The organism is Paenisporosarcina sp. FSL H8-0542, assembly GCF_038632915.1.
GTDB lineage: Bacteria > Bacillota > Bacilli > Bacillales_A > Planococcaceae > Paenisporosarcina.
This window is the reverse complement of record NZ_CP152050.1, coordinates 70,148-92,500: the sequence shown is the minus strand read 5'-3', so window position 1 is coordinate 92,500 and position 22,353 is coordinate 70,148. Positions and strand designations below refer to the sequence as shown.

Sequence of the window (22,353 nt, the reverse complement as noted above, 5' to 3'; positions counted from 1 at the left end):
ACATTACTTTCGTTGTTCCCAGGACATCTTGGGCAACATGTGCGATTACGTTTTCAGTCAACGCCATGATATCACGGTAATCAGCGTATGCCTCATATAACTCAAGCATAGTGAACTCAGGGTTGTGACGCGTTGAGATTCCTTCGTTTCGGAATACGCGTCCAATTTCATATACTTTTTCAAGCCCACCGACGATTAAACGTTTCAAGTGAAGCTCGATTGCGATACGCATATATAAAGTCATATCCAATGCATTGTGGTGTGTAATGAATGGACGAGCTGCTGCTCCACCCGCAATTGCATGCATAAGTGGTGTTTCAACTTCAAGGAAACCTTGTCCATCCAAATAACGACGCATCGATTGGATGATACGGCTACGTGTAATAAATGTATGTTTGCTGTCTTGGCTTGTAATCAAATCTAAATAACGTTGACGGTATCGTTGCTCCACATCTTTTAAGCCATGGAATTTTTCAGGCATCGGACGAAGTGCTTTCGTTAAGAATGTAAATTCAGTCGCTTTAACTGAAAGTTCTCCAACCTGTGTACGGAAAACCGTACCACGAACACCCACGATATCTCCTAGGTCAGCAGTCGTGAACAAATGGTAAGCTTCTTCACCAATTGCATCTTTGCGTACATAGATTTGGATTTGTCCATCGAAGTCTTGAAGGTGAGCGAATCCAGCTTTCCCTTTTCCACGCTTCGTCATGATTCTTCCGGCAATTGTTACTTCTTTTGGCTCTTCATCTAATTGTTCTTTTGAAAATTGATCGAACTCCTTGCGAATACCTTCAGATAAATGCGAACGTTCGAAACGTCCACCAAATGGATCAAGACCACTTTCACTTATAGAAGTCATCTTTTGGCGTCTCACCAAAAGTTGATCGTTTAATTCATCTAAATGAGACATGTTCATTTCACTCCCTTTTCTTTTGATAGCTCCAGTTAGCCATTCATAATGAACCTATTGTACACAATTTCACATACGTCTTCACGTCTTTATTGATATTTCGGAAAAATCTCTTGGAATTTCCATAATTCCGAGAAATCATTTCTATATATAAAAGAGCTATCACCAAAAGTGACAGCTCTAATAACACGTTTTACATAACGCTTGTTTCAAGTTCACGACCTAAAGACATTTGCTCATCTGCAAAGTTGTTAATGAATGCACGCAACTCTTGTGCGGATTCAGTTTGGTTAATCAAGTTACGAGCTTTTCCGTTTCCACGGATGCCTTTTAAGTACCATGAAGCATGTTTACGCATTTCTCGAACGGCAACGTATTCACCTTTAAGTGCCAATAAACGTTCGAAGTGCAGTAAGCAGACATCCATTTTCTCACGAACAGATGGTTCTGGCTTTAACTCACCAGACTCCAAATATTCTACCGTGCGGTAAATCATCCAAGGGTCACCTAAAGCCGCGCGACCAATCATAACACCATCAACGCCAGTTTCCTCTAGCATACGCTTCGCATCTTGAGGTGTTTCAACATCACCATTACCGATAACCGGAATGTTGACGTTTTCTTTTACTTGGCGAATGATATCCCAGTCAGCATGACCTTCATACATTTGCACACGTGTACGTCCGTGAACAGCTACAGCTGAACCACCCGCACGTTCAACTGCTTGTGCGTTTTGAACTGCGTATAAATGATCTAGATCCCAGCCAGTACGCATTTTCACACTCACGGGTTTCTTCACGTTATCTACAACCGCCGCAACCATCTCGTAAATCTTTTCTGGTTCAAGCAATAGCTTAGCTCCCGCTTCACATCGAATGATTTTTGAAACCGGACAACCCATATTGATATCGATAATATCAGCCGTTGTGTTTTGATCCACATATTTGGCAGCTTCAACAAGTGTTTCTTTGTCACCGCCGAAAATTTGTAATGACAACGGATTTTCTCTGTCATCGATGTATAGCATGTTCATTGTTCTTTCGTTTTTGTGCACGATTCCTTTATCGCTGATCATCTCAGCATAAACAAGTCCTGCGCCAAATTCTTTAACGGTCAATCGGAATGCCGAGTTGCAAATACCTGCCATCGGCGCCAATACTACACGGTTATCCATGATGTGTTTACCGATTTGAAAAGGCTTTTCACTCATTCTAGTCATTGTTCATCCTCCTTTCTTATGAATTTGTCTCACCCATTAACTCTTCTACCTCTATATTCAGCACGGATGCCATTGTTTCTAGTTGTTGTTGTGTTGGTACTCGAGTTCCACGCTCGATTTGCCCTAAAATAGATGTCGACATTCCAATTTGTTTGGCAAAGTCGAGTTGCTTCATCGCTTTTAGTTTTCTAAACGCACGAATGCGTCTACCCCATCGATTGTTTTCCATACGTGAACGCCTTCTTTCTGTCCTTCTGCATACTTGCGAAAAGACACACCAGTTCCTGGATGTATGCCTTCAGGCAATAATTCCATCAACGGAACGAGAACAAACCCTCGTTCATGCATTCGTGGATGAGGGACAGTCAGTTTCTCTGACACTATATTTTCAGCATTATAGAGCAAAATGTCAAGGTCTATGCACCTTGGTCCCCAACGAAATTCACGAATTCTCCCTAGAGTCTGCTCGGTTTCTAGGCAAATAAAAAGGATTTCATCTGCAGTTAAAGGACTCTTGATTTCAACGACGATATTTAAAAACGATGCTTGCTCAGTATAACCGACTGGTTCCGTCTCATAAACCGACGACACTGCAGTGACTTCTAAATTGTTCTCCATCTGTAGCATTTCAACCGCATCTTGCAACATCTCGAAACGATTACCTAAATTCGACCCTAACGAAAGATAGGCGGTATTCATACATATGTACCTCGCGTAATTTCAACAGCTACCGAACGGTAATGCCCAGGAATCGGGGGATCAGGTTTAATCAACATCACTTTGCAACCTTTTACAATTCCTTCAAACTTCGTCAAAATTTCTTGTGAGATTCGCTCTGCCACCGTTTCCACAAGCTTCACAGGTTCACCCTCTACAATCTTTTGGCAAACAAAGAATGCTTCTGCATAGTTAACGGTTTTCTCAAGATTGTCGGTTTGACCAGCTTCCTGTAAGTCCACTGCCAATGATAAGGTTACACGGAATCGTTGACCGAGTTTCGTTTCTTCGGCAAACACACCGTGATAGCCCCAAAATTCCATATCGTTCACATGAATATAATCCATTTATTTCGCCCCTTAACGTTCTATATATGGTTGTTTACCAGTCAATACATCCATCATGAGTACTGTACGAACAATTTCTTTCACGTCATGTACACGCATCATATGACATCCATGCATGATACCGAAGGAAACGGTTGCTGCAGTTCCTTCCAAACGTTCCTCAACAGGCAAATTTAAAATGTTGCCAACCATGGACTTACGGGATGTACCAAGCAGCACGGGATATCCCATTTCCACTACTTCTTGTAAATGCTTCATCATCCATATGTTTTGTTCGGTCGTTTTCCCAAATCCAATGCCGGGATCCAACCAAATTTGTTCATCAGGAACGCCTGCATCTTTAGCTATTTGCACACTTTCCTCCAGATCCTTGCGTACATCCGGCCAGAAGTTTGCGTATTCCGTGTTATCACGATTGTGCATCAATAAAATCGGCACGCCAAGTCTTGCCGCCACTTCGGCAATTGCAGGTTCACGTTTCGCTCCCCACACGTCATTGATAATATGAGCGCCAGCAAGGATGGCAGCTTCCGCCACTTTCGCTTTATACGTATCAATCGAAATAGCCACATCCAGTTCACGCACCAACGCTTCGATTACAGGAATAACACGTGAAATTTCTTCTTCTTCACTTACGGCATCATGACCCGGTCGTGTTGATTCCCCACCGATATCAATTATTTTCGCTCCATCAGCCACCATTTTTTTCGCATGAATAACTGCTTCTTCTATAGCGTTAAAACGTCCACCATCCGAAAAAGAATCAGGTGTCACATTCAGTATTCCCATGACAATCGTTTCGTTCTGAAAATCAAATACCATCCCATTCACTTCGAACTGTTTTGTGTAATGTGTTAAATTCACTCAAATCGCTCCTTGTTTGCCCGTTCCACTTGTTTTGCATAAAGTTGATGTAACTGCGTATAGATTAACCCATCTTTTCCATCAAAACTTCTTGATCCCAGTTGGCGAATTGGTACCAATTCTTGTACCGCATTTGAAACAAATACTTCGCTGGCCGCTTCCAACCTATCTGGAGTAAATAGCCCTTGTTCTACATGCAAGTCGAGTGCAGTTGCTTCTCGCAACACCCAGTCACGAGTAATTCCCGCTAATATGCCTGTCTCCAGCGAGGGAGTATACAGTACACCTTCTTGAACCCAGAAAATATTGGAGGTAATGCCTTCTGCAACATGTCCACCTTCCGTCAAAAAGAAACCTTCCTTCTCAGCTAGTGAAGGAAGTTCCAAGCGGGCACGGACGTTGTTGGCATAATGATGTGATTTGTGACGCATTCCACTTTCCGGTGTATTACGATGCGTTTCCAGCCATACCGCCGACTTTTCTTTTCCTCGCGTCATCGGCGGCAGTGCTTTTCTAAATAAAATTAACGTCGGTTTTTCATACTCGGCTGGCGCTAAACCGATATCATGCACACCGGCTGAAACATTCATGCGGAAATAGCCATCTTCTCCGCCGCTGCGCTCGTTCAACTCTTGAATAACCGATGTCAGCGTGCCTATATCTAATTTTATTGTCATTCGAAATTCATCGAGCGCAAGTTGCAACCGCTTCAAATGCTCTTCAAGCAAAAAAGGCTCTCCACCATACGTACGGAATGTTTCAAAAAACCCTAAGCCGTAGAGGAAGCCATGGTCAAAAGGAGAAATGCGTAGCTCTTCCGCTTTTACAAATTCCCCATTCATCCAAGCCCACATTACGCTTCCTGCTTCTTTGCCGAACGGCAATACGTCTCAATGAAATTACGAAGCAATTGTTTACCCGCTTCCGTCATGATGGATTCTGGGTGATACTGGACACCTTCGACTGCATATTCACGATGACGAAGCCCCATTATTTCACCTTCTGCAGTCCAAGAAGTCACTTCGAGACAATCCGGAAGAGATTCTTTTTCAACAATCAAGGAATGATAGCGCGTCGCTGTAAATGGATTGGGCATCCCCGCATTTACACCTTTTCCATCGTGATGAACTGGAGAAGTTTTGCCATGCATTAAACGTTCTGCACGAATGACATTGCCTCCGAATGCTTGTCCAATGGATTGATGGCCAAGGCACACACCGAAAATCGGAATTTTACCGGCAAAATGCGTAATGACTTCTAAACTGACGCCTGCATCATTTGGTGTACATGGTCCTGGAGAGACAACAATCATTTGCGGATTTAACGATTCAATATCCGTCATGGTCAATTCGTTATTTCGTTTAACAAGTAGCTCTTCGCCGAGTTCACCGAAATACTGGACCAAGTTATAAGTGAAAGAATCGTAGTTATCAATCATTAAAATCATTTATTGCCCACTCCTTCCGCCATTGCTTTTGCTTGCCAAAGCGCTTTTGCTTTGTTTAGCGATTCGATATATTCGTTTTCAGGACTAGAATCAATAACTATTCCAGCTCCTGCTTGTATATGTGCCAAGCCATCCTGTACAAATGCTGTACGGATGACGATATTGAATTCCAAATCTCCTGTATAACCAAGCCATCCGATCGATCCCGTATATAAACCACGTCGTACCGGTTCAAGTTCTTCGATGATTTCCATTGTGCGGATTTTTGGTGCTCCCGTGATGGTTCCTCCAGGGAACACCGCTCGGATCACTTCTGTATTTGACGTATTCTCAGCAAGTGTTCCTCGAACGTTCGAGACGATATGCATCACGTGCGAATACTTTTCAATGACCATAAACTCGTTTACTTCCACAGAACCGTACGCAGACACTCGTCCTAAATCATTGCGTTCTAAATCCACTAGCATCACGTGTTCTGCACGTTCTTTTTCGTTATCGATCAATTCCTTTGCAAGAAGCTCGTCTTCTTGTTCGTTCTTCCCGCGAGGACGCGTTCCAGCAATTGGACGTGTCGACAGCTCGTCTCCCTTTTTCTTCACCAGTAATTCCGGTGATCCTGACACAACCGCAAATTCAGGCGATTGGATGAACGCCATATAAGGTGAGGGATTAAAAGAACGCAATGCCTCGTAGTATGTCACCGGTGAAACGGACAACGCTTTCGACTGGCGTACAGATAAGTTGACCTGGAATACATCCCCTTGTCCGATGTAAGTTTGAATGCGACGCACAGCTTCTTCAAAAGCAAGCCCCGTCATCGACACATGCAGTTCAGTATGATCTTCCAACACTTCGGTTGCTACACCTGGTGAAAACATCCTAGAAGCGATGCCTTTTTTTGCAGCTTCCATCCACTTGTTACTTTCAACTTGCAAATCAACTGAAACGGTTGGCAAATGCATAACATGCACACGTTCTTTTTCAATATCCAATACCGCCCATTGATCGAGTAAATAGAAGTACAGATCCGGAATTTGCAAGTCATCCTCTGTGTCGTTAGGCAACGCTTCGATTTGACGAGCATAATCGTACGTAATGAATCCTGCTGCACCACCTTGGAAATCCGGCAGCTCGTCAATATGCGCAAATTGATATTCAGCTACCAATTCCTCGACCAATTGCAACGCTTCTCCTTGCCGCACTTCTACTTTTCCATCACGCCATTCAATGCGCAATCCACCTTCCGTTGATTCAACGACTGCAAGCGGATTCCAGGAAGCAACGCTGTAGTGCCCTCCACGGCCGCTTTCCATCAAAATGTGGTAGGATTCATGTTGTGTTAATTCTTTATAGGCATAGTAAAATTCATCTTTATTTAAAGAAATCGTAGTTGTTTGTAGTTGAACATCACGCATGTTCGGTCTCCCCCTGAAAAACAATTATCGCTTTCATCTTATCGTGAAAGACCTATTGAAAGCCACAATAAAAGCATAAAGTGCCACTTTAGCTCGACACCGGCGCTGAAAGAATGGTTTCCTTTGTGCCAGGATTCATGAAAGAATGGAAGTTTTTAATATAAGTTGATACTTTATTAGGCACAAAAAAGAGAGAACGTCTCCGTTCTCTCCTCTGCCATTATTATTGTTCATCAAATTGGTACAATGGTGTACTTAAATAACGTTCCCCGTTCGAAGGAAGAATTGCTAAAACTTTTTTTCCTTTTCCGAGCTTGCGTGCTACTTCCAGTGCCGCATATACAGCTGCCCCTGAAGAAACTCCACCCAGAATTCCTTCTTCGCGTGCCACTTTACGTGCAGTTTCATAGGCATCTTCATTTGAGACTTGAATGATGGAATCGTATATTTCAGTGTTCAATACTTCAGGTACAAAACCGGCACCAATTCCTTGAATTTTATGAGGTCCTGGTTGACCACCCGATAAAACAGCTGAATCTCTTGGCTCAACCGCTACAATTTCAATTCCTGGGAAATTCTTTTTCAGCACTTCACCAGCACCTGTAATCGTTCCGCCAGTTCCAATACCAGAAATGAAAGCATCCAGTTGATCCATAGCTTCTACAATTTCCGGTCCTGTTGTTAAACGATGCACTTCCGGGTTTGCAAAGTTATTGAATTGTTGTGGCATAAACCAACCATTTTCTTCAGCCAGTTCAGTTGCTTTCGCAATAGCACCCTTCATTCCGTCCGGTCCTGGAGTCAGCACTAAATCCGCACCGTAAGCACGCAATAAATTGCGTCGTTCCAAACTCATGGTTTCAGGCATTACAAGGACGGACTTGTAGCCCTTTGCTGCTGCAATCATCGCCAGCCCGATTCCCGTGTTTCCGCTTGTCGGTTCGATAATCGTGTCACCTTGTTTTAATTTCCCATCACGTTCAGCCGCTTCTACCATTGAAAGAGCAATGCGATCTTTCACACTGCTACTTGGATTGAAGAATTCTAACTTCAAATAGACTTCTGCATCTTCAGGTCCTGTTAAACGATTTATTTTCACAATCGGGGTTTTCCCCACTAAATCAGCTACTGAATTTCCCACACGTGTCATTTCCTCACTCCTAATCCCTAGTAATTCAATTGGTTTTTGTTTTCTTAATTCTACCAATTCTTCTGACATTTCGCAAACAAAAAGCAGCCCCCTGAACGAATCAGAAAACTGCTTAAGTATATGTTATTCACCATAAAACCATTCGGTGTCAAATTCTTTCCAGAAAGCTTCAGGTGATACAGATTGTGGCAACTGCTCCAAAGCTAGCTCTCTCTTAATCTGATTTTTTACATCATCATATGAAAAAGCTCGCCCTTTTGCGATATCTTGCACATACACAATGCCGTACCTTCCATCGGATAGGGGAACAGGGTCACTATATTGCTCTATTTCCAGTTTACTAGCTGCCGTTACAACTGAATAGTCCACATTCTCCTGACCCTCCGAAATAAAGCCAATATCTCCGCCAAGGCTGGCTGAAGATACGTCAACTGAACGTTCACGAGCTAACACGTCAAAGGACGAACCATTTTCAAGTTCTTTTAAAGTCTCCTGTGCATCCGATTCAGACTGCAAAACAATCAAGCTCGTCCGATACGTCGTTGGAATATTATACAGGGACTGATTTTCATCGTAAAAGGTTTGAATTTGTTCTTCTTCAATGACCACATCTTTTGTTAACACTTTATCTAAAATTAATTGCGCTCTCATTTGTTTGCGTTGCATATCGTCATTGAGCGAATGTACTTGTGAATTTGTACTATCCTGAGCAGAACGAATCAAGGCAATTTCCAAATCTACTTCTTTATCCGTTACTTCAATTTCGTATTTCTCCGCTGCCGCTTCCATCACTTTACCATTTACAAGTTCAAGAAGTGTTTCTTTTCCGTACTGTTCTTCCATTGCGACCATCCAGTCTTCACGGGTGATTTTCTCACCACCAACGGATGCAACTTCTTCACCGCCACCAGTTTTTTGATTCGGAATCATCCATGCGATGAACCACAATAAATTACCTAGTAGTAAAAGTCCTAATATTATAAGTACTGGTTTTGTTTTCAATCTCCTCTGAGTAGGTCGACCATCCATTGGACGACGATCATTATTATGATTTAATCTCATCGATAAAAGATTCCAGTTCTTCTTTTGAATAGTGATATGTTTCCATACAGAAATGACATTGCGCTTCTGCACTTCCGTCTTCTTCAATCATTTCTCGAATTTCAGCTTCTCCCAACCCTAAAATGGCTGTGCCGAAACGCTCTTTTGAACAGTTACATTCAAATGAAACTGGCATTTGGTCAAGAATTTGGACATTTTCTTTACCTAGTATCTCTTGTAAAAGTTCTTCAGGAGACAACCCTTTTGCGATCAATTTCGAAACAGGCTCCATTGAACTCAATTTTTCTTCGATAATTGTAATGGTCTCATCTTCAATACCAGGCATCAACTGAATAATAAACCCTCCAGCAGCCAGAATGCTGTTATCCGGATTTACTAAAACGCCTAATCCAACAGAAGAAGGTACTTGTTCAGATGCTACAAAGTAATACGTGAAATCTTCACCTAATTCACCTGACACAATCGGAACTGAACCTGTGAAGAAATCGCGAAGTCCAAGATCTTTCACAATCGTCAACATACCGTCAGTCCCAACCGCACGACGGACATCAAGTTTTCCATGTTCATTTAAATCAAAGTGAGTTTGCGGATTCGATGCGTATCCACGTACCTCCCCTTTTGAATTGCTATCTACAATAATGGCACCAATCGGGCCTTTACCTTCTACTTTTACCGTAAGTTTATCCTCACCTTTAAGCATGGCACCCATCATGACACCAGCCGTCATTGTACGGCCAAGAGCAGCAGATGCAGTCGGCCATGTTGCGTGGCGTTGTTGCGCCTCTCCTACTGTATCGGTTGAACGCACAGAAAATGCCCGCACTTTGCCATCAAATGCTAATGCTCTTACTAAATAATCACTCATTGTATGTCCTCTTTTCTTATTGGTTACGTTTGTATATTAAGTGCAATCCTTTTAATGTCAAATACGGATCAATCGTGTCAATTACTGTTGATTCTGCCGCAATTAAATTCGCCAATCCACCCGTTGCGATAACTGTCGGTTCTTCCTTACTTTGTGCTTTAATACGGTTTACGATACCTTCAACTTGACCGACATAGCCATAAACAATACCTGCTTGCATCGCCGAAATCGTATTTTTCCCGACTACATTATCAGGTTGCGTCAATTCAATCCGTGGCAATTTGGATGCTCTTGCGAATAGGGCTTCTGTGGAAATCCCGATGCCAGGTGCAATTGCACCTCCCATATATTCGCCTTTTTCATTTATATAACAATAGGTTGTAGCCGTTCCGAAATCCACAATAATCAGTGGTGGACCGTATTCATCGATTGCCGCGACTGCGTTGACAATACGATCAGCTCCAACTTCACGAGGATTTTCGTATTTAATATTTAAGCCCGTTTTTACTCCGGGACCTACCACAAGCGGTTTAAGGCCAAAGTATTTTTGACACATTCGCTCCAATGAAAACATAATGGGCGGTACAACGGAAGAAATAATGATTCCATGAATTTGGCTAAATTCGATACCTGCATGGTTAAATAATGCCTTCACTTGCATGCCATATTCATCTTCCGTTTTGTGACGATCGGTTTCCATGCGCCAATGATGAATGAGCTGGTCTTTATCATATACACCCAAAACAATATTCGTATTTCCCGTATCTAAAACAAGTATCATTGTTGTACCTCACATATTCCATTAATAAGTTGCTTAAATTTGTGGAACTAAAGTGACATTTCCGCTTTTCTGTAAGTCATCATACCATAACTCATCGTACATAAAAAAGCTGATTGACTTCCGCGAAGGGAGGTCAATCAGCTCTAAGTGTTTTCTCTATTATTTACGATCTTCTTTTATGTCACCTGTAGGTTCAACCGTCGGTTCTTCCTTCGGTAAATCAGCAGTTGATGGATCGTTTGGTGCACCCGTAACATCTGGTGTCACTACTTCAACCTTTGTTTCTACATCATCTTTTTTGTCAGCAACTTCATCTTTTGAAACTTCATGCGGACGAACCGGTAAAGTACCATGTTCTTTCAAGTGTAGAATTTGACCAGCATCAAGCGTTTCCACTTCAAGAAGTGTTTTCGCAATCAGCTCAAGCAAGTCGCGTTTTTCCGTCAAAATTTCTTTTGTGCGGGCGTACTGCTCTTTGATCATACTTTGCATTTCTTGGTCAATTTCGTATGCAATCGCATCTGAATAGTTTTGCTCAGAGTTGAAGTCACGACCTAAGAAGACGTTTCCGCCTTGCGCTTGACCAAACTGCATCGGTCCGAGTTTATCACTCATTCCGTATTCCGTTACCATACTTCTAGCAATGCTTGTTGCACGTTGGAAGTCATTGTGAGCTCCTGTCGACACTTCACCGAAGACAATATCTTCTGCTACACGTCCACCAAGTAAACCTGAAATCTTATCGAGTAACTCAGGCTTTGTCATGAAGTAACGATCTTCTTTTGGCAACATAACGGCATAGCCGCCTGCTTGCCCACGAGGAACGATGGTTACTTTATGAACAATTTCCGCGTCATCCAATGTCAATCCAATGACAACGTGTCCAGCTTCGTGGTAGGCCACAATATTACGTTCTTTTGTAGATATGACTTTACCCGTTTTCGCAGGACCTGCAATAACACGGTCGGTTGCTTCATCGATATCGGACATATCTATTTTTTTCTTATTACGACGAGCAGCAACTAAAGCCGCTTCGTTTAATAGATTTTCTAAATCTGCACCAGAAAACCCTGGTGTACGTTGTGCGATTGATTTTAAATCCACATGTTCATCTAAAGGTTTATTGCGGGCATGTACTTGAAGTACTGCTTCACGACCTTTAACATCCGGGCGACCAACCGTGATTTGACGGTCAAAACGTCCTGGACGAAGAAGAGCTGGATCTAGAATATCCGGGCGGTTCGTTGCAGCGATAATAATAATTCCTTCGTTTGCACCAAAACCATCCATTTCAACAAGTAACTGGTTCAAGGTTTGTTCGCGTTCATCGTGACCGCCACCAAGACCTGCTCCACGTTGACGACCTACTGCATCAATCTCATCAATGAAGATGATACATGGTGCATTTTTCTTTGCATTTTCGAAAAGGTCACGCACACGAGATGCCCCGACCCCAACAAACATTTCCACAAAGTCTGAACCACTGATTGAGAAGAAAGGTACGCCTGCTTCTCCTGCAACTGCACGAGCAAGCAACGTTTTACCAGTACCCGGAGGACCTACAAGAAGAATCCCTTTTGGAATACGCGCGCCGATAACATCAAATTTGCGAGGGTCTTTCAAGAATTCAACCACTTCAACAAGTTCTTGTTTCTCTTCGTCTGCACCTGCTACGTCATTGAAACGTACTTTTTTCTTTTCGTTGTCATATAATTTCGCTTTGCTTTTCCCGAAATTCATCACACGGTTTCCGCCACCCTGAGCTTGGTTCAACAGGAAGAAGAATAGGATGAAGATGATAATGAATGGTATTAAGCCAGTGAAGAATTGCACCCAACCACTTGTTTCAGGTGCTTTCAAGATTTTTACGTCTTCTGTTACTGCGGCATCAGAAATTTTCTTATGAAGAGATTCCATTTCAGGAGGAATATTGGTGACGAATTCTTCGTCTTCTTTATAATCCTTCATCTTGCCTCGTATTTCATAAACCCCTTGGTCCGGCTGCATGGAAAACTCTTTCACTTCTCCACTATCTAACGCTGTTATGAACTCGCCTAAATCGATTTCTTTGGTTGGTTCTTTCCCGCTGTTAAACGTACCAAAAATCCCGATAATCACGAGGAAAATTAATAAATAAAATATGGTGTATCGAAATATTCGATTCATCCCAAGCCTCCTCACAAAATATACAGAAAAACTATTGATAATCTTATCATACGCAGAAAAAAGGGTACAACGATATGCCTTGCTTTTTACATGCCATAATTAAATTCGTGACAGATTTTCGTCCGCTCTTTTAAAATGAGTAAACTTCTTTCTTTAAAACACCAACGTAAGGCAAGTTACGATATTTCTCCATGTAGTCCAATCCGTATCCTACTACAAACGCATCCGGCACTATAAAACCAACGTAATCTGCTTGTAAATCCACTTTACGGCCTGTAGGTTTGTCTAGTAATGTAACCACTTTAATCGATTTAGCTTTACGATATTTGAAAAGATCCACTAAATAGCTAAGAGTCAAACCGCTGTCGATAATATCTTCTAGAATCAATACATCACGGCCTTCAACACTTGTGTTCAAGTCCTTGACGATTTTCACTTCACCTGAGGAAACAGTTGCATTTCCATAACTGGAGACGTCCATGAAATCAATTTCCATGTATATATCCATACGTTTCATTAGGTCCGCCATAAAAGGCATTGCACCTTTTAGCACACCGACTGCAAGTGGAAACTTGTCGCTGTAATCAGCTGTTAATACTTCGCCTAGTTCACGAATTTTTGTTTGTAACTGCTCTTCAGAAATTAACACTTCTTGAATATCTTTTTCTAACATTTGGGGTTCCTCCTCAAGCTTAGTTGCTCTCTTTTTCAATCATAATCTTATGTGTCCAACCATCATGTGGTTGTGTGGTAAAACGTGTACCTAATCGTACCCCTGGTACACCAATAATTTCTTCTTGCTGCGTTATGAGTAATCGGATGTCATCACGGATTTGACGAGGCACCTTCTTGTCTATCAATAAACGTGACAACCGTTTGGGCTCCTTCATTCCTTTTAATAACAATCGATCTCCCGCCAACCTTCCTCTCGAACGAATTGGCAGCTCACTTGGCTCAAGTGTTATATACCATCCGTCCTCAAAACAAAATCCATCATCCCTGTTACATAACTTTATCCGCAAATCCGATCCGACAGAATGCCATTGACCAATGTCAATGGTTGTTGCGGAAGTGGGGGCGGAAGAGTTTGCACCATCAAAAGAAAAAAGCATCGTCGAGTAGTGGCGGCATCCTTTTCTTCCTTTTGGAAGGTGAACCTCACTTGAACCGTCACGTTCGAGACACTGGCTATGGATTTGATCAATAAGTGAATGACTTAACCATAATTTTTCATTAGGGTATAGATAGTTTAATAGTAGTAGAACGACCCTTTTTTGTAAAGCCAGCTCGATGTCTCGGAATCGATTTAAGTCAATCTCCAATGAATGGTGGGAAGAAAAAATGATTATTCCCTCATATTCTTTCACTGCAAACTTTTGCAGTAACTGTTCATCCTGTTGCTGTTGCAGCGTCCAATGTGAGATAGCCATAGCCACATTTGGGTTTTCTTCTTGAACCAGCGGCATAATATTATGACGGAACCGATTACGCGTGTATGTATCCTTTTGATTACTTGAATCCTCACGATATGTATACTGCTGTATTTTCAAATACTGTTCAATTTGCTGTCGAGTAACGAATAACAGTGGTCGAATCAACTCACCAGTCCCGAAACTTCTTTTGGCGTACATCCCATTTGCTCGAGTACCCCTCGTCAACCCCATGAATACAGATTCCACTTGATCGTCAGCATGATGTGCTACTGCGAGTTTGTTATATTTTTTTTCTTTCATCGTTTGTTCAAAAAAGTGATAACGTTCACGACGGCATACATCTTGCAAATTCCCATTTTCACTTTGCAAAATCTCTTGTATATCCAAAGTTTTGGTATAGAAAGGGATAATTAATTTTTGGCATAACGTTTCTACAAAACGTTCATCTGCGTCGGACTCTTCTTCTCTCAGACCATGGTTTGCATGTATACAGCCAATGTCAATTCCCAAATTTTCTTTTTGCTGATGTAAAAAAGTGAGGAGCGCAACTGAATCTGCGCCCCCGGAACATGCGACAAGAAGTCGATCCCCTCCGCTTATCAATTGATGTTTCTGATTATACGTCAATATCTCATACCGAAAATCCAACTTCTTGTCACCTCCTTGCTTTTATTCTATTTTATCATTCTTTCCCGGGAAATATTTCGATAAGACGGTGAAAATAATGACCATTCTGGAACAGAGTGCTTCACTTTCACAACAATTAATGTTCGATCATCTTCTGCGGCAGGATATTTGCGACTGAATTCGGCAGCTAATAAATCAGCAAGTGAACCAGTAGGTGTTGATTCATATTTTCTCATCAATCGAATCAGTTCATTTTCTTGTTCTTCCAAAGAGTATTCTGGGGAGAACATGCCGTCTGATAGCATGACTAGAATATCTCCATCTTTTACAATACGTTCTTCCGCATCAACGGACATGGTTGGTAGGAACCCAATCGGTACACTTTGACTATCGATTTTCACACAGTCTTTCCCTCTCAGCAAATACGTAGACATGCTACCTGCTTTAAATGACCAAAGTTTTCCTTGTTGTAAATCAAGTAACGCTAAGTCAACCGTAGCATATAAGTCAGAATGGTGCTTAAGAGACATGACATAATGTAGTGTATGCATCGCTGTTTCAGGGTTCATTTGATGTTGCAAGCATTCACGCAACAAACGAATGACTTTTCTACTTTCGTGGTAAGCTTCCATGTCCTGCCCCATCCCATCCGATAATACGAATGCAACTAGCCCGCTATGCAAAGGAATGACACTATGAGCATCACCTGAGTAAACCGTATTCTGGAAAGACCTTGTAAACACCCCATAATCATATGTGAATCTAACTGCGGATTGGAATGTAATTTGAATATGAGCAAATGGATCTTGTATTTCAGTTGTACGACTAATTTCAAAAGGTTCATCATATAATTCATGAAGAATAGGAATGATCAATCGTTCTCCGACCATTTGATTCGTTTCCCATTCCGCTTGTTTCACAGGTAAACAACATACAATTTTCCTTGCTCCCGGTTCTTCAGACAGCATATCAATTTGAAAATGTGCAATTTTCGCGTCATCCAGACGTTTAGAAATCTTTTCTTCTTCTGATTCATGGTTTGCTTCATTTAACTGAAGATCTGCCATTAGTTCGCTCACATGATTACTCATGTCACGTAGTTGATAGGCAAGCATTTTCTTGCCATGAGCGTAGTGTCCAGCTAATTTATTGTTTGCGTATTCTTCTTCAAGTGCATCAATCAATCCACTTGAACGTACACATTTTTCTTGAATGCGATCATTTAAACGATAACGAACGCCGGACTTTGTTTGTCCACGCATCTCTTTCCATTCATCCACAATTGGGTACATGCCTTGATTTTCTGCACCCCAACATTTATCTTTTCGGAAGCAAGACCCACAAACCGAGTAATCGGGTGTTTGGGTGGTCGACGCGATTTCTTTTTGAGTTGGGAAACGGTCGTTCACAAGTTGGGTGATGAACTCAACGAACTGTTGGAAATCATAAAGTTGTGTATTTACTTTATCTGTCAACCATTGTTGTCTTTTAAAAAGCACGGAAGAAGGTTTCGGGAACAACTGATTTTGAGCATAGCTTATCCAAGAAGACGGCATGATGAAAAAAATCATCATCGCGAGAGCCAGTGAAGCAAAATAGACTTTATCAAGTGGTAGTGACGTGTCATATACGGTGAAGAAAAGAGCCGCGCCAATCGATCCGATGGCCATCCATAGGCGACCTTTATTTTGAAATAGTCCTGCGCACAATCCGGATAAGGCGTAAACGGCAATCATGCCGCTAAAAGATAATTGAGACAAACTCAGGATTGTTCCCATGATTGTGGCGACAGCAGTCCCTACGAATACCCCTCCCACACTGACCGCCCCGAACAACATCACATGAACGAGAACAAGTGGAATGGAAATGAGCCCAAACAATAATCCACCCATTCCCGTTAGCATTAAAGCGCTTACCATTACAGCTGCCCCTATGCGTTCAAACGTCCACTTTGCAGTTGTTAAAGCGTGCATCGGGACAAACAATTGGAATAAAAAGACCGTCATAATTGCGGACAAAATGCTTTCATATAAAACGAGTAAGGAGACGGATAGTGGGATTTCTCCCCCGTACGATACCCATTGCCATCCAACCTGGACAAGCAAAATCACCATAGCTACCTGGAACGGAATCAACTTTTTGTTCTTAACAACTTGACTCACCGCTTGGTAGCCACCAACTTGCAGGACATGGAGGACGGTCTGCCCGATTCCGAGCGTCAAGCTCCCACTAAGGCCCCCAATCCAAACAAACGGTAAATAACGTGGGTACCGCCTTGCCACGATGGCCCAAATGGGTAGAAAAAATGGAACCGCCGCTTCAAACAAAACCGCTTTCGATAAGAAGAACGCAAAAAACAAAATAAGTATGGATAATGTGATTTTCAATTTTTTCTTTTTTACAACTTGCACCCAACGACTCCAAACAGGCATTTTCTTCACACCATCAGTTGTCCACGATTTCATGAAACCAATCCCTTCCCATACGATGTTTTTCATTATAGGAGAAGGTTTGTTTGAAGTTTGTCTATTCATGACAGCCCTCATAAAAAACATTTCGACGAAATATCAGAAGAAACGTGATATATTTTCAAAAGACTGCTTGACACACCCTATCTTCGCTTGTATTATTAAAAATGTTCTTTAACAAAGGCGGCCTAGCTCAGCTGGCTAGAGCGTACGGTTCATACCCGTGAGGTCGGGGGTTCGATCCCCTCGGCCGCCATACTGATGTACGCATCCTAAGTTCGCCGCGTCCTGCGGCAACGGATGCATGACCCACATCCTGTGGACCCAAGCGTAAAGTGCCACTCTAGCCCGACACCGGCGCTGGAAGAAACGATTCGGAAACTTGTTTCCGAATGAGTTTCTGAAGCTTAGGTGCGGGCTGGCGCTTGAAGCTAGACATTAACGTAGCACTTTCCACCAAGGCCCCTTGGTCAAGCGGTTAAGACACCGCCCTTTCACGGCGGTAACACGGGTTCGAATCCCGTAGGGGTCATCCCAAAAACCCACAAGAGACATTGTTCTCTTGTGGGTTTTTTCTTGCGTTTTTTAAATGTAAGGTGAATTATCCAAAATTCAATCTTCAACTACCGCGAACTTGCTCAATTTGTCGTTTATGATGCTCATCGTGTTGAGAAAAATCGGTAAAATAGCTTGTAATCGACAAAGCGTGATCTCCGATGTGGAATCCTTTATCCCATTCAATCTCATCTAGTTCTTCAAGTTTTTGCGTAATGCGCTGACGTTCATTTTTCGCATACGTAACGGTTTCTTCAAATGTTTGTTCAGCAGCACGTGATGCAGCTTTTGCATTAAACTCATCGAACGCCGGGAAACTTTCAAGTTTCGCACCTTCTTTCATGACAGGGAGTCGTTCTTCAAATGTAAAACGATCCCATTCAGCTAAGTGCATGACAATTTCATTGGGCGACCATTTGCCTGGAGCATACGGACTCATTGCTTGTTCCTTATTCATCTCTTGCAATGAATCCAACCAGGTTTGATAATTTTTATGAGTCTCCAGAATTTGTTGTTTCTTCATATCCCTCACTCCTTTCCATATAAATTTCGCTAAATCACGTTAGGAATCCTTTTTTAGAACACAAAAAAACATCCCCGTATGACAACAGGGATGCTATACAAAACACTTTTTCTACGATTAAAACAGCCAGCAAATTATCCTCGTTTTGCGCCGCGACCGCCACGCTTCGATTCAGTTGCACGTTTTAAAGTGGACAAACGATCTTCACTATCTTTTAAGAAACGTGCCATTTTTTGCTCAAAATTCTCTTTAAACGGACGATCTCGATCGTTTTGACGATTATTTTGGCGTGGACGTTGAGGACGTTCTGGTCGCTCAGGTTGTGGCTTGGCTTTACGAATTGATAAGCCGATTTTGCCGTCAGCTTCCACATTCATCACTTTTACTTCAACCATATCTCCAACTTTCAAATGCTCGTTGATATCTTTCACATAGTTGTCAGCGACTTCACTGATATGAACAAGACCTGTTGAGCCACCTGGTAGTTCGACGAATGCGCCGAAATTTGTGATTCCTGTTACTTTACCTTGTACCTTGCTGCCTACTTCAATTGACATAAAAAAAATGCTCCTCCTTAAAAATTAAGCCGGCTTCTTTGAAGCCTTGTAATCGTAATAGCGGACCTAAAAATACAGGTCTCCATTCTTAATTATAGCCAACAAAAAAAGAGTGTCAATAAGACTACTCTTTTGAATCATTGTTTTTGTCTTCATTTTCTTCTTTTTCAGGGATTGCAAAAATGATTTCTCCCTCGTCAGATAGGAAGTATTCTTTTCTGGCAAGCTTCGCAATGTATTCATCATCATTTAATTTGAGAATTTGAGAATTCAACAAATCTTGTTGATCTTTCACTTCTTCCAAAGCTTGTAGCGCTTGTTCTTTTCTATCTTCCTTGGCAGCCAGAACACGAGATTGATTTACCATTGTATAAGTCAACCATCCCATCACCACGACTACAAGGACTGCAAATGCAGCCAAGCGTCTAAACAAACGAACTTTATGTGCTTTCTGGCGTTTTTCGTGGCGTTCAACCGAGCGGACATAATCCTTGTTGATGGAAGCAATATTGCGTTTTTCTTCGTTACCATGATTATTCATACTCAAGTTGTTCACTCCTCGTCAGCCATAATTTGTCAACTGTTTTGTAGTTGCAATTATAACCGATAACAAGTGATAACTCAAGATTTTTCAGGGATTTTTAAAGGGGATTTTTGTATTAATTTTAAAATTTTTGTTATTAATTTAATAATAGGTCGTATAGGAATCATACATATTTTAACAAAAAGGAGGACAATTGAGCGAATAATCCTGATGATCAGTTGAATAACCCACCAGATCGGATACACGATTAATCGCATAAACACATGTCTTACGAATAGCAACGGCCTACGAAACCATAACTCATAGAGAATTATTCCGACGAGTTGAGCACACGGGTCGTATATTCGCCAAGTCCCATCTCTTAACTGAAATAATAAATAAAAGCTTGCGATTCCTAATCCCAACCATAAAAAAATTTCAATTATTTTATGGTAACGTCTTAATAGAGCACGTGGACGGAGAGCTTGGCAACTGTCACGAAAACTTTCAACTAAAAAACCTGTGGCCACGCCACTAACAATCATGGCCAACAGGCTTAAAAATTGATAAGAGATCGTCATCCAAACAATTTATGCAAGAAATTACGGCTTTGTTCACGTTCTTCTTCATCGTATTGGAACGTGCGCACGTGACCTTCAAGTGTCAGCAACCCCTTGTCCACATCTAAATGAACAATGCGTAACTCTTCGCCTCTAATACTTAAATGACCTTGCGATGTACGTACAGCGAATTCTTCTTGGTCAAATCGCTCAATGGATTTGACAGATGTTAGGTCCATGCGTTTGCGGTTTCGCAAACTAACTACGTGATCTCCTGATGGAATCGTGATGGATGCATGTTCGGCTTGATATTGCATAAAATTCCTCCTTTACTTGTCCAGTCCATTTACTATATGCAGGCAAACAAAAAAGCATGACCAGATTTGGCCATGCTCTTTATTTAATCTTCATCATCTATAAATTCAGGGTCGACTTTCTCCAGTCGCTCTTCTTTTAAGATGCTATACATCATCGTGGATTCTTCTTTTTTAACTGCATCTTTTAGCATTTCGATGCGAGCCGTCACAACTTTCTGCCCGAAACGGATGGCTAATTCATCGCCTACCTTCACAACGGAGCTGGCTTTACTTACTTTGCCATTAATCGTGACTCGGCCTTGATCAGCGACTTCTTTTGCAAGTGTACGTCGTTTAATCAGTCGTGATACTTTTAAAAATTTATCTAATCTCATGTCATTCATCCCCTTTTGCTTGTTTAGCCTGTTGCCAAAATTCTTCGAGTTCATCCAACGTGTATGCGCCGAATTCACCCTTGCCCTTCGTCACACTGTCTTCGACGTAGTGAAAACGGGTTTTGAATTTTCGATTCGCATGCATCATTGCTTCTTCAGGCGAAAGCCCGTAAAAGCGCGCTACATTGACAATCGTAAATAGCACGTCGCCCAACTCATCCAGCTGTGATGTTGCTGAACCATTTAAAATTTCATGTCTGAATTCTTCCCATTCCTCTTCAAATTTCAACCAGGCACCCTCTGCTTCCGGCCAGTCAAACCCTACTTTCGCGGCGGCTTTTTGGAAATTGTGCGAAGTTAAAAGTGAAGATTCCGAGCGCTCTTGTCCATACAGGATTCGGGTTTTGTCGTTGCCTTTTTCTGCTGACTTCAGTTGTTGCCAATTGCGCAACACGTCCTCTGAATTTTCTACTTCCACATCGCCAAAAACATGCGGATGTCTACGAATCATTTTCGAAGATACGCTTTCAAGAACATCTTCCAAACTGAAATATCCTTCATCTTCTCCGATTTGAGCATGTAAAAACACTTGCAGCAACACGTCTCCGAGTTCTTCAATCATTCCATCGTCATCCTGATCGTTTACAGCTTGTAAAAATTCATGCACTTCTTCTATTAAATATTTCTTTAAAGTTTCATGTGTTTGTTCACGGTCCCACGGACAACCATCTGGTGCACGCAGCTTCGCAATAATTTCTCTAAATGTGGACCACTCTTTCAAGCGTTCTTCACGGTTATTAGCAGGTGGGACATAAACGGTCGTCAAATTGTTCAATTCAGCAGCACGGTCCAGCTCATACAAAGGTACGGTGCGGAGTACTTCTCCACTTGAGCCAGCCGCTGTGACGATGGTAACCGGGTAGTCTTCCGGATATTTTTCCATTAACGTCAACTTTACCTCGGATGCACTGTAGGCATCATATACTTGTGCAATCAATACATGTTGGGACATCTGGACATCATCCCGTTTGAACATTGTTCCATCAAGTAATTGAAAACCTTCAATAGGATCAATACGCAGAGCATTGAAAATTGGGTCCAGGAAACTTTGTCCGCCCACAATTTCAAGTTGAATACGCCCCTCTTTTTCTGCATCCACCAACCATTGAACAGTCTGTTCAGCCACTAATGGATGACCCGGAACAGCATAAAACAACGGACCGGATTGAGATAGTGTAATTAGCGTTTCGACAATCTCTTTATATACCGCTTCAAATGCATCATGTTTTTCATAAACTGCATCAAAGCTTTCGTATGAAATGCCTTCATCCTTTAATTCTTGTAATACGGGATGTTCAGCTGTTCGCACATATAGTCGTTGTGCTTTCAGCAATGTTTTATATACACCTAACGGCAATTGTTCCAAGTCCCCTGCCCCAAGACCAAGCACTGTAATTGTATTCATAAGAA

At 41.9% G+C, this 22,353-nt stretch carries 23 protein-coding genes and 2 tRNA genes (1 of these 25 running past the window's edge); 2 read left to right on the top strand and 23 right to left on the bottom strand.

Annotation, left to right across the window (positions count from 1 at the left end; genetic code table 11):
* From lysS to MHH33_RS00365, 17 genes are all read right to left on the bottom strand, one after another.
* On the bottom strand, positions 1 to 913 hold the 5' portion of the coding sequence (gene lysS / locus MHH33_RS00445; protein ID WP_342542630.1) for a lysine--tRNA ligase. Its footprint begins 578 nt before the window's first position; only the first 913 of its 1,491 coding nucleotides appear in the window; its start codon is at positions 911 to 913; the stop codon falls past the left edge of the window.
* A 193-nt stretch (positions 914 to 1,106) separates the two neighbouring features.
* Entirely contained in the window at positions 1,107 to 2,132 is a 1,026-nt protein-coding gene (gene dusB, locus MHH33_RS00440) for a tRNA dihydrouridine synthase DusB (RefSeq protein ID WP_342542629.1), read from the bottom strand.
* A 16-nt stretch (positions 2,133 to 2,148) separates the two neighbouring features.
* Positions 2,149 to 2,361, bottom strand: coding sequence for a helix-turn-helix transcriptional regulator (locus MHH33_RS00435; protein ID WP_016429927.1), 213 nt, complete (start codon positions 2,359 to 2,361; stop codon positions 2,149 to 2,151).
* Positions 2,313 to 2,831, bottom strand: coding sequence for a 2-amino-4-hydroxy-6-hydroxymethyldihydropteridine diphosphokinase (gene folK, locus MHH33_RS00430; RefSeq protein WP_342542628.1), 519 nt, complete (start codon positions 2,829 to 2,831; stop codon positions 2,313 to 2,315). Before folK ends, MHH33_RS00435 begins: the two co-directional genes overlap by 49 nt.
* Positions 2,828 to 3,196: a dihydroneopterin aldolase gene (folB, locus tag MHH33_RS00425; RefSeq protein WP_016429929.1), complete on the bottom strand. Its 369-nt coding sequence runs from the start codon at positions 3,194 to 3,196 to the stop codon at positions 2,828 to 2,830. The genes folK and folB overlap by 4 nt, the downstream gene beginning before the upstream one ends.
* Positions 3,197 to 3,208: 12 nt before the next feature.
* A complete protein-coding gene (folP, locus tag MHH33_RS00420) occupies positions 3,209 to 4,060 on the bottom strand; it encodes a dihydropteroate synthase (protein WP_342542627.1) in 852 nt (283 codons plus the stop codon).
* Entirely contained in the window at positions 4,057 to 4,914 is an 858-nt protein-coding gene (gene pabC / locus MHH33_RS00415; protein ID WP_342542626.1) for an aminodeoxychorismate lyase, read from the bottom strand. The genes folP and pabC overlap by 4 nt, the downstream gene beginning before the upstream one ends.
* On the bottom strand, positions 4,914 to 5,507 hold the full coding sequence (gene pabA / locus MHH33_RS00410) for an aminodeoxychorismate/anthranilate synthase component II (protein WP_342542625.1): 594 nt from the start codon (positions 5,505 to 5,507) through the stop codon (positions 4,914 to 4,916). Before pabA ends, pabC begins: the two co-directional genes overlap by 1 nt.
* Positions 5,504 to 6,922, bottom strand: a complete 1,419-nt coding sequence (locus MHH33_RS00405; protein WP_342542624.1) for an anthranilate synthase component I family protein — start codon at positions 6,920 to 6,922, stop codon at positions 5,504 to 5,506. The genes pabA and MHH33_RS00405 overlap by 4 nt, the downstream gene beginning before the upstream one ends.
* A gap of 223 nt (positions 6,923 to 7,145) precedes the next feature.
* Positions 7,146 to 8,072 (bottom strand): cysteine synthase A, encoded by a 927-nt coding sequence (gene cysK / locus MHH33_RS00400; protein WP_342543706.1) that lies wholly within the window; start codon positions 8,070 to 8,072, stop codon positions 7,146 to 7,148.
* A gap of 123 nt (positions 8,073 to 8,195) precedes the next feature.
* Entirely contained in the window at positions 8,196 to 9,134 is a 939-nt protein-coding gene (locus tag MHH33_RS00395; protein WP_342543705.1) for a peptidyl-prolyl cis-trans isomerase, read from the bottom strand.
* Positions 9,118 to 9,999 (bottom strand): Hsp33 family molecular chaperone HslO, encoded by an 882-nt coding sequence (gene hslO / locus MHH33_RS00390; protein ID WP_342542623.1) that lies wholly within the window; start codon positions 9,997 to 9,999, stop codon positions 9,118 to 9,120. Before hslO ends, MHH33_RS00395 begins: the two co-directional genes overlap by 17 nt.
* A gap of 16 nt (positions 10,000 to 10,015) precedes the next feature.
* On the bottom strand, positions 10,016 to 10,780 hold the full coding sequence (locus tag MHH33_RS00385) for a type III pantothenate kinase (protein ID WP_342542622.1): 765 nt from the start codon (positions 10,778 to 10,780) through the stop codon (positions 10,016 to 10,018).
* 159 nt (positions 10,781 to 10,939) lie between these two features.
* On the bottom strand, positions 10,940 to 12,946 hold the full coding sequence (gene ftsH / locus MHH33_RS00380) for an ATP-dependent zinc metalloprotease FtsH (protein ID WP_342542621.1): 2,007 nt from the start codon (positions 12,944 to 12,946) through the stop codon (positions 10,940 to 10,942).
* A 130-nt stretch (positions 12,947 to 13,076) separates the two neighbouring features.
* Complete coding sequence (gene hpt / locus MHH33_RS00375; protein WP_016429939.1) at positions 13,077 to 13,619, bottom strand: hypoxanthine phosphoribosyltransferase; 543 nt, start codon at positions 13,617 to 13,619, stop codon at positions 13,077 to 13,079.
* A 19-nt stretch (positions 13,620 to 13,638) separates the two neighbouring features.
* The gene (gene tilS, locus MHH33_RS00370; protein WP_342542620.1) at positions 13,639 to 15,027 is read right to left on the bottom strand and encodes a tRNA lysidine(34) synthetase TilS; all 1,389 of its coding nucleotides are present in this window, start codon (positions 15,025 to 15,027) and stop codon (positions 13,639 to 13,641) included.
* 26 nt (positions 15,028 to 15,053) lie between these two features.
* Complete coding sequence (locus tag MHH33_RS00365) at positions 15,054 to 17,540, bottom strand: SpoIIE family protein phosphatase (protein WP_342542619.1); 2,487 nt, start codon at positions 17,538 to 17,540, stop codon at positions 15,054 to 15,056.
* Positions 17,541 to 17,656: 116 nt separating this feature from the next.
* Between MHH33_RS00365 and MHH33_RS00360 the strand changes: the two genes are divergently transcribed.
* Positions 17,657 to 17,730 (top strand) — tRNA-Met (locus MHH33_RS00360).
* Positions 17,731 to 17,934: 204 nt separating this feature from the next.
* Positions 17,935 to 18,006 (top strand) — tRNA-Glu (locus MHH33_RS00355).
* An 87-nt stretch (positions 18,007 to 18,093) separates the two neighbouring features.
* Here MHH33_RS00355 and MHH33_RS00350 read toward each other — a convergent pair.
* From MHH33_RS00350 to mazG, 6 genes are all read right to left on the bottom strand, one after another.
* Positions 18,094 to 18,552 (bottom strand): DinB family protein, encoded by a 459-nt coding sequence (locus MHH33_RS00350; RefSeq protein ID WP_016429942.1) that lies wholly within the window; start codon positions 18,550 to 18,552, stop codon positions 18,094 to 18,096.
* Positions 18,553 to 18,686: 134 nt separating this feature from the next.
* Complete coding sequence (locus tag MHH33_RS00345; RefSeq protein WP_016429943.1) at positions 18,687 to 19,109, bottom strand: S1 domain-containing RNA-binding protein; 423 nt, start codon at positions 19,107 to 19,109, stop codon at positions 18,687 to 18,689.
* A 124-nt stretch (positions 19,110 to 19,233) separates the two neighbouring features.
* Positions 19,234 to 19,650: a septum formation initiator family protein gene (locus MHH33_RS00340; RefSeq protein ID WP_036660472.1), complete on the bottom strand. Its 417-nt coding sequence runs from the start codon at positions 19,648 to 19,650 to the stop codon at positions 19,234 to 19,236.
* A 559-nt stretch (positions 19,651 to 20,209) separates the two neighbouring features.
* Positions 20,210 to 20,509 (bottom strand): sporulation protein YabP, encoded by a 300-nt coding sequence (yabP, locus tag MHH33_RS00335; RefSeq protein WP_016429946.1) that lies wholly within the window; start codon positions 20,507 to 20,509, stop codon positions 20,210 to 20,212.
* Between the two features lie 83 nt (positions 20,510 to 20,592).
* On the bottom strand, positions 20,593 to 20,883 hold the full coding sequence (locus MHH33_RS00330) for an RNA-binding S4 domain-containing protein (protein WP_342542618.1): 291 nt from the start codon (positions 20,881 to 20,883) through the stop codon (positions 20,593 to 20,595).
* A 1-nt stretch (position 20,884) separates the two neighbouring features.
* The gene (mazG, locus tag MHH33_RS00325) at positions 20,885 to 22,348 is read right to left on the bottom strand and encodes a nucleoside triphosphate pyrophosphohydrolase (RefSeq protein WP_342542617.1); all 1,464 of its coding nucleotides are present in this window, start codon (positions 22,346 to 22,348) and stop codon (positions 20,885 to 20,887) included.
* Positions 22,349 to 22,353: the final 5 nt, after the last annotated feature.